The organism is Amycolatopsis minnesotensis (assembly GCF_039529815.1).
Lineage (GTDB): Bacteria > Actinomycetota > Actinomycetes > Mycobacteriales > Pseudonocardiaceae > Amycolatopsis > Amycolatopsis minnesotensis.
Genome location: NZ_BAAANN010000090.1, coordinates 1 through 8374 on the forward strand (window position 1 = coordinate 1; position 8374 = coordinate 8374).

2 protein-coding genes are annotated in these 8374 nt (G+C 71.5%); both read left to right on the forward strand.

What is annotated here, in order from left to right:
- Positions 1-2915: type I polyketide synthase (locus ABD256_RS43695; RefSeq protein ID WP_344432249.1), on the forward strand; the 2915-nt coding region annotated here is incomplete at its 5' end.
- The coding region (locus ABD256_RS43700) for a type I polyketide synthase (protein ID WP_425546622.1) at positions 2896-8374 on the forward strand (5479 nt) is incomplete at its 3' end. The genes ABD256_RS43695 and ABD256_RS43700, both read left to right, overlap by 20 nt.

Here is an 8374-nt window from a genome sequence, read left to right on the forward strand (position 1 = left end):
CACGAGGAATCACCACGTTCCTGGAAGCCGGACCCGGAACCAGCCTGAGCACAGCCATCACCACCAGCCACCCCGACACCACCACCATCCCCACCCAAAGCGAGAACCACACCCTCGCCACCGCACTCGCCACCCTGCACACCCACGGCACCCCCATCACCTGGACCACCACCACCGGCAACCACCTCAACCTCCCCACCTACCCCTTCCAACACCGCCACTACTGGGCGAGCGGAGATGCCGGTGGCGGCGCGGATCTGCGGTCGGCCGGCCTCGACGCGATGTCGCATCCGTGGCTGGGCGCGGCCATCGAGGTGCCGGGCTCGGGCGGGATCGTGGTCACCGGCCGGGTGAGCGTCGAAACGCATCCGTGGCTGGCGGAGCACCGGGTGCGCGGCCGGGTCCTCTTCCCGGTCACGGGTGCGTTGGACCTGGCGATGACCGTGGCGAAGATGGCCGGCTGCACGCTCGTCGAGGACTTCGCGCTGGACAAACCGCTGGTGCTGGCGGAAACCTCGGCCGCACAGCTTCGTGCTTTCGCCGACGGAGCGGACACGGCGGGGCGGCGGGCGTTCTCCGTCCACTGGCGACACGAGCGTGCCGACGAGCACTGGAACCTGCTGGCGCACGGCACACTCGCACCCGGCCGTGAGTCCGTCACACCGATGCGGTGGCCGCCGGTCGCCGACCGCGTGGAAGTCGAGACCTCGCACGCCGAGCTGTCGGCCCGCGGGACCGAGCACGGACCGGCCTTCCGGGCACTGCGCAAGATGTGGCGCCGTGGACGGGAACTGTTCGCCGAACTCCGGCTGCCCGACACGGAGCACCTCCCGGTCACTGGCTTCGCGATTCATCCCGCCCTGGTGGACGTGGTCGCGCACCTCGCGGTCGACGCCCAGCCGGATGCCGGGGACTCCGTGGTTCTCCCGGTCGCCTGGAACTCGTTCTGGGCGGACCTTTCGGGCGTTTCCGCGCTGCGGGTTCGCGTGGCGTCGATCGACGGGCGCGTGACGCTGGAAGCCGACGACCAGACGGGACGGCCGGTGCTCCGGGCCAAGGAAGTGCGGTCTGCCGCGGTCCCGGCGGAGCTGCTGAGGCACACGAGCGGTGAGCCCGTGTACGACATCGACTGGATCCCCTTCGACGAAGCCGAGGCCGCTGCCCCTGACTGGTCATGGTGGTCCGAAGTGGACACTCGGCCGGAGGAACCGGTGCCTGCGGTGGTCGTGCTGCCCTGTCCGGTACCGGCTGGCGGTGTCACCGAGTCCGTCCGTGCGGCCGCGAACACGGTGCTCACCGTGCTCCAGCGCTGGAGCACCGAACCTCGTTTCGCGGCCGCGCGCCTGGTCGTGACGACCGAGAACGCGGTGTTCGCCGAGCGCACCCAGGTGGACGTCCTGATCGAGTGCGCGCCCGTCTGGGGCGTGGTGCGTGCCGCGCAGGCCGAACAGCCGGGCCGGTTCGTGCTCGCGGACCTGGACGGGCCTGGCGGGCTGGACGCCGTGCTGGGTGCGGTCGCCGATTCCGCCGAGCCGGAGTTCGCGGTCCGGCACGGCGTAGTGCTCGTGCCGCGCCTGGGGACCGTGCGTCCGGCGCAACCGCGGGGTCTTGGCTCCGGGTGCGTGCTGATCACCGGCGGCACCGGCGGTGTGGCCGCGGTGCTGGCGCGGCACGTGGTGGCCGAGCACGGGATCAGGGATCTGGTGCTGGTGAGCCGCCGCGGGATGGCGGCGGACGGCGCCGCGGATCTCGCCGCCGAACTGGGCTCGCTCGGTGCCGCGGTGGAGATCCTGGCGGCCGACGTGTCCGACCGCGCCGAAGTGGACCGCGTTGTCGCCGGGATCGGCGCGCGCCTCACCGGCGTGATCCACGCGGCCGGGGCGAGCGACAACGGCATGATCGACTCGCTCACCCCGAAGCGGATGGAAGCCGTGCTGGCCGCGAAGGCGCACTCCGCGTGGCACCTGCACGAAGCAACCCGCGGGCTCGACCTCACGGCCTTCGTCCTGCTGTCGTCGGTCGGCGCGATGCTCGTACCCGGCGGGATGGCGAACTACGCGGCGGCGAACGTGTTCCTGGACGCGCTCGCGGCCAAGCGGCACCGCATGGGCTTGCCCGCCACCTCGATGGCGTTCGGCCTATGGGGTATCGGCTCCGGTATGGGCGCGCGCACCGGGGACCAGGACCGGCAGCGCCTGCGCGCACAGGGCCTGCCGGTACTGGACGCGGGAACCGGGACGGCGTTGTTCGACGCGGCGCTCGCGTCCGGCCGACCGGCGGTGATCGCCTCCGTGCTCGACACGACGGTGTTCCGCACCGGCGGGGGAGAGGTCCCGGCGTTGCTGCGGGGGCTCGTGCCGGACGCGGTGACGGTGGCGCGGGAACGGACGCCCGAACTCGCGCTGGCCGACCGGCTCGCGGAACTCGGTGCGGACGAGGCCCGCCGCGTCGTCCTCGATCTGGTGCGCGGCCGCACCGCCGCCGTACTGGGATACCCGAACGCGACGGCGGTCGCACCGCACCGCACGTTCCTGGATCTGGGCATCGACTCGCTGACCGCGGTGGAGCTGCGCAACCAGCTCAACGCGGCCACCGGTCGCAAGCTGCCCGCGACACTGGCGTTCGACTGCCCCACCGCGGACGCGGTCACCGACCATATCCTGGCCGAACTCGCGCCCGATCCGTCGCAAGTGGACACCCAGGACGACGACCGGGTCCGCGCCGCGCTCCAGGCTGTTTCGGTGAACCAGCTACGTAACGCGGGCCTGCTGGAAAGTCTGCTGGAACTCGCCGGCGTGGGGGGCGCGCCGGGGACGTCTCCGGGCGGTGGCGAGTCGATCGACTCGCTCGACGTGGACGCGCTGATCGGCCTGGTCCTGGATGGCGACGATTTCGATGGGGGTTCGGGTGTCTGAGGAGAAGTTGGTCGCCGCGCTGCGCCGCTCGGTGAAGGAGGCCGAGGCGCTGCGTGAGCGGAACCGGAAGCTCTCGGACGGGTTGCACGAGCCGGTGGCGATCGTGGGCATGGCGTGCCGGTTCCCCGGTGGGGTGGGAAATCCGGACGACCTGTGGCGCCTCCTCGACTCCGGCGGGGATGCCATCACCGGCCTGCCCGGCGACCGGGGCTGGCAGTCCGTTTCCGCGGACTGGAAGGGCGGTTTTCTCCGCGACGCCACCCTGTTCGACGCGACCGTGTTCGGCATCAGCCCCAACGAGGCGCTGCTGATGGACCCCCAGCAGCGGCAACTGCTCGAACTGTCCTGGGAGGTGCTGGAACGCGCGGGATTCGATCCCCGGTCGATGCGCGGAAGCCGGACCGGCGTGTTCGTCGGCGCGGGCTACCAGGGGTACGCCCACGACACCGCGGCGATTCCGGAAGGCGCGATCGGGCATCGGCTGACCGGGAATTCCGGCAGCGTGCTCTCCGGCCGCATCGCCTACACCTACGGCTTCGAGGGTCCCGCGATCACCGTGGACACCGCGTGCTCGTCATCCCTGGTGGCCTTGCACTGGGCGGTGCAGGCGCTGCGGTCGGGGGAGTGCTCGCTGGCGATGGCCGGCGGGGTCACGGTGATGGCGTCCCCGGAGATCTTCGTCGAGTTCGACCGCCAGGGCGCACTCGCGTCCGACGGGCGCTGCCGTTCCTTCGCCGAGGCCGCCGACGGCACGTCCTGGTCCGAAGGCGCCGGTCTGGTCCTGGTGGAGCGGTTGTCCGACGCGGTGGCGAACGGGCACGAAATCCTCGCCGTGGTGCGGGGTTCGGCGGTGAACTCCGACGGGGCGTCGAACGGGATGACCGCGCCGAGCGGCCCCGCGCAGCAGCGGGTCATCCGGGACGCACTCGCCAGCGCCAGGCTGTCCGTCGAGCAGGTCGATGTGGTGGAGGCGCATGGTACGGGGACGGTGTTGGGGGATCCGATCGAGGCGCAGGCGTTGCTGGCGACCTATGGGCAGGGTCGGGTGGAGCCGTTGTGGTTGGGGTCGGTGAAGTCGAACCTGGGTCATACGCAGGCGGCGGCGGGGGTGGCCGGTGTGATCAAGATGGTCCTGGCGATGCGGCATGGGGTGTTGCCGGAGACCTTGCACGTGGATGAGCCGACCGGTCATGTGGAGTGGTCGGCGGGTGCGGTGGAGTTGCTGACCGAGGCCCGGCCCTGGTCGGAAGTGGGGCGTCCTCGCCGGGCGGGGGTGTCATCGTTCGGGATCAGTGGCACCAACGCACACGTGATCCTGGAACAAGCACCGGTCTCGGAGTCTGGTGCGGAGTCTGGTGTGGAGTCTGAGGGCGGGGATGTTGCGGTGTCGGGTGGGGTGGTGCCGTGGGTGCTGTCGGCGGCGTCGGGGTCGGGGTTGTCGGCGGTGGCGGCGCGGTTGGAGTCGTGGGTGCGGGAGCATCCGGGGGTGCCGGTCACGGTGGTGGGGCGGTCGCTGGCGACTACGCGTGCGGTGCTGGAACACCGTGCGGTGGTGCTGGGTGCGGATCGGGCAGAGTTGCTCGCGGGGTTGGGGAGGCTCGCCGGTGGCGGGGGCTCGGGTGGGGGTGTGGTGCGGGGTGTCGCTGGTGAGGTGGGCCGGGGTGTGGTGATGGTGTTTCCGGGTCAGGGGTCGCAGTGGGCGGGGATGGCGGTGGGGTTGCTGGAGTCCTCCGCGGTGTTCGCGGAGGCGATGGGGGAGTGCGCGCGGGTGTTGTCGGGGTGGGTGTCGTGGTCACTGCTGGAGGCGCTGTCGGATCCGGCGGGGCTGGCCCGGGTGGATGTGGTGCAGCCGGTGTTGTGGGCGGTGATGGTGTCGCTGGCCCGGCTGTGGCGGTCTTACGGGGTGGAACCGGCCGCGGTGGTGGGCCACTCCCAGGGCGAGATCGCCGCCGCCTGCGTGGCCGGTGTGCTGAGCCTGGAAGAGGGCGCGCGGATCGTGGCGTTGCGCAGCCAGGCCCTCGCGGTGCTGGCCGGGCACGGCGGCATGACCGCGATCGCCGCACCAGCGGAGACGGTGCGGCAGTGGTGCGGGCGGTGGAAGGGGCGGGTGTCGATCGCGGCGATCAACAGTCCCGCCTCCACCATCGTCAGCGGCGACCCCGACGCCCTTACCGAGCTCGCCCGGTTCTGCACCGAACAGGACGTGCGGGCACGGCGGGTCGAGGTCGACTACGCCTCCCACTCACCCCACGTCGACCCCCTCCACCACCAGCTCCACACCGATCTGGCCGGAATCACCGGACACACCGCAACCGTGCCCTTCTACTCCACCGTCACCGCCACCGCACTCGAGGGCACCCGGCTCGACACCGGCTACTGGTTCCAGAACCTGCGCCAGCCCGTCCGGTTCGCCGACACCATCACCACCCTCGCCGACCACGGCTACCGCACCTACCTCGAAATCAGCCCCCACCCCATCCTCACCACCCCCATCACCGACACCCTCACCGACCACAACACCACCGCCACCGTCCTGCCCTCCCTGCACCGCGACCACCCCGACCACACCCACCTCCACACCACCCTCGCCCACCTCCACACCCACACCACACCCATCAACTGGCAACACCACTACCCACCCGGCCCCACCACACCACTACCCACCTACCCCTTCCAACACCAGCGCTACTGGCTGGAAAGCACCGGCAGTGTCCGAAAAGGACACGACCGGTCCGGCCAGCGCTACGAGACACGGTGGCAGGCACTGCCGCGACCCGCTTCGGCCGCGCTCGACGGCACCTGGCTCGTGCTCGTCCCGGCCGAGGGCGTGGACGACGACGCGGTCCGTTTCGTCATCACCGAGCTGACCCGGCACGGCGCATCCGTGGAACCGGTGACGGCGAACCGGGAAGAACTGGCCCGGCGGAGTGATGTCGCTGGAATCGTTTCCCTGCAAGCATTCGACGAACGGACCGGTACGAACACGACGCTGCCGCAAGGCTTCGCCGACACCCTCACGACGATCCGGGCGTGGGCGGAATCGGGGTGCGCCGCGCGGCTGTGGTGCCTCACCCGGCGCGCGGTTTCGACAAGTCCTGGAGACGAACTCGCCAGCCGCGCGCAGGCGATGGTCTGGGGCCTCGGCCGGGTCGCGGCAGTCGAGCACCCCGCGCGCTGGGGCGGGCTGATCGATCTGCCCGAGCGACTCGGCGAACAGGTCGGCGACGAGCTGATCGGCGCACTCGCCGGGGCGGGCGAGGAAGACCAGGTCGCGTTGCGAACCGACGGCTCGCTCGCGCCGAGGCTCGTCCGGGCGGAGGAAGCGCCCGGCGACTGGCGCCCCCAGGGCACCGTCCTGATCACCGGCGGAACCGGCGCCGTGGCTTCGCGGATCGCACGCTGCCTGGCCGCATCCGGCGCCCGCGATCTCCTGCTGGCGGATCCGCTCGGCGCGGACACGCCCGAGGCAGGCGAACTCGTCGCAGCGATGGCGGAACTCGGTGCCACCACGACGATCGCGGCCTGTGACGTGACGGATCGCCAGGCGCTCGCGGAACTGATCGGCTCCGCACCGGAGCTGTCCGCCGTCGTCCACACGACCTCGGTCGCGGAAGACGCCCCCATCGCGTCGCTGGGTCTCGACGGATGCGAGCGGGCGATGGCGGCGAAGATCGAGGTCGCGGCCTGGCTCGACGAACTCACCCGTGACCGGCAGCTCGACGCGTTCGTGGTGTTTTCCTCGACCGCCGGATTGCTCGGTGGTGCGGGATATCCCTGCTATGCGGCGTCCAATGCGTTCGTCGAAGCGCTCGCCGTTCAGCGCCGGGCGGCGGGCCTGCCCGCGCTGGCCGTCGCCTGGGGACCGTGGGGCGATGGACCGGCGGACGCCGAGCTGGCGCGACGGGGGCTCGGCAAGGTGCCGACCGCGAACGCGTTCGCGGCGCTGGTGGCCGCGCTCGGGCAGAGCGCGTCGACGGCAGTCATCGCCGAGGTGGACTGGGCTCGGTTCGCGCCGGTGCTGACCGCAGCCCGGCCCTGCCCGCTGCTGCGCGAGCTCCCCGAAGCACGGGACCTCCGGCCGCGAACCGGAGATCTGGTGCGAGGCTCGGCCGAGTTGCGGGCCGACCTCGCCGATCTCACCGAGGCGGAGCGGGAGCGGTACCTCCTGGAGCTGGTCCGGAGCCGGGCCGCCGCGGTACTCGGGCACGCCTCGTCCGAGGACATCCCGCCGGCGCGGTCGTTCGCCGATCTCGGGTTCGATTCGCTCACCGTGGTCAGGATGCGCGACGAGCTGGCCGCGGCGACCGGCCTCAAGTTCCCGTCGACGTTGCTGTTCGACTACCCGGCCGCGAACTCGCTGGCGAGGCACCTGCGCGACGAGCTGACGGGTGGTGCGGCGGTACCCACCGTGGCCCGCGGGACGCGGAGGGCGGAGAAGCCGATCGCGATCGTCGGGATGAGCTGCCGCCTTCCCGGCGGTGTCAAATCGCCGGAGGAGCTGTGGGACCTGGTCGCGTCCGGGCGGGACGCGATCTCCGGCTTCCCCGAGGACCGGGGCTGGGACGGCGAAGGGCTCTACCACCCCGATCCCGAGCACCAGGGCACCAGCTGCACTCGCGAAGGCGGGTTCCTGCACGACCTCGGCGGCTTCGACGCGGAGTTCTTCGGCATCAGCCCGCGCGAGGCCCTCGCCACCGACCCCCAGCAGCGGATCCTGCTCGAACTCGGCTGGGAGGCGCTGGAGCGGGCGGGCATCGTGCCGGAGTCGCTCCGGGGCAGTGACACCGGGGTGTTCATCGGCACCAGCGGCCAGGACTACGTGCGCCTGCTCATCGCCGAGCCGGAGCAGTTCGAAGGACGGGCCGGTGTCGGAAACATCGCGAGTGTCCTCTCCGGACGGTTGGCCTACACGTTCGGGTTCGAGGGGCCCGCGGTGACGGTGGATACCGCGTGTTCGTCCTCGCTGGTCGCGCTGCACTGGGCCATCCAGGCTCTGCGCGACGGGGAGTGCTCGCTCGCCATGGTCGGCGGGGCCGCGGTGATGGCCACCCCGGGTGCCTTCGTGGAGTTTTCGCGGCAGGGCGCGTTGTCGGCGGATGGCCGGTGCCGCGCGTTCGGCGCGGGGGCCAACGGCACCGGGTGGGGCGAGGGCGTGGGCGTGCTCCTGGTGGAGCGGTTGTCGGATGCGGTGGCGAACGGGCACGAGGTCTTGGCTGTGGTGCGGGGTTCGGCGGTGAACTCCGACGGCGCGTCGAACGGCCTGACCGCGCCGAGCGGGCCGTCTCAGCAGCGGGTGATCCGTCAGGCGCTGGCGAGTGCCGGTCTCACAACGTCCGATGTGGATGTGGTGGAGGCGCATGGTACGGGGACGGTGTTGGGGGATCCGATCGAGGCGCAGGCGTTGCTGGCGACCTATGGACAGGGTCGGGTGGAGCCGTTGTGGTTGGGGTCGGTGAAGT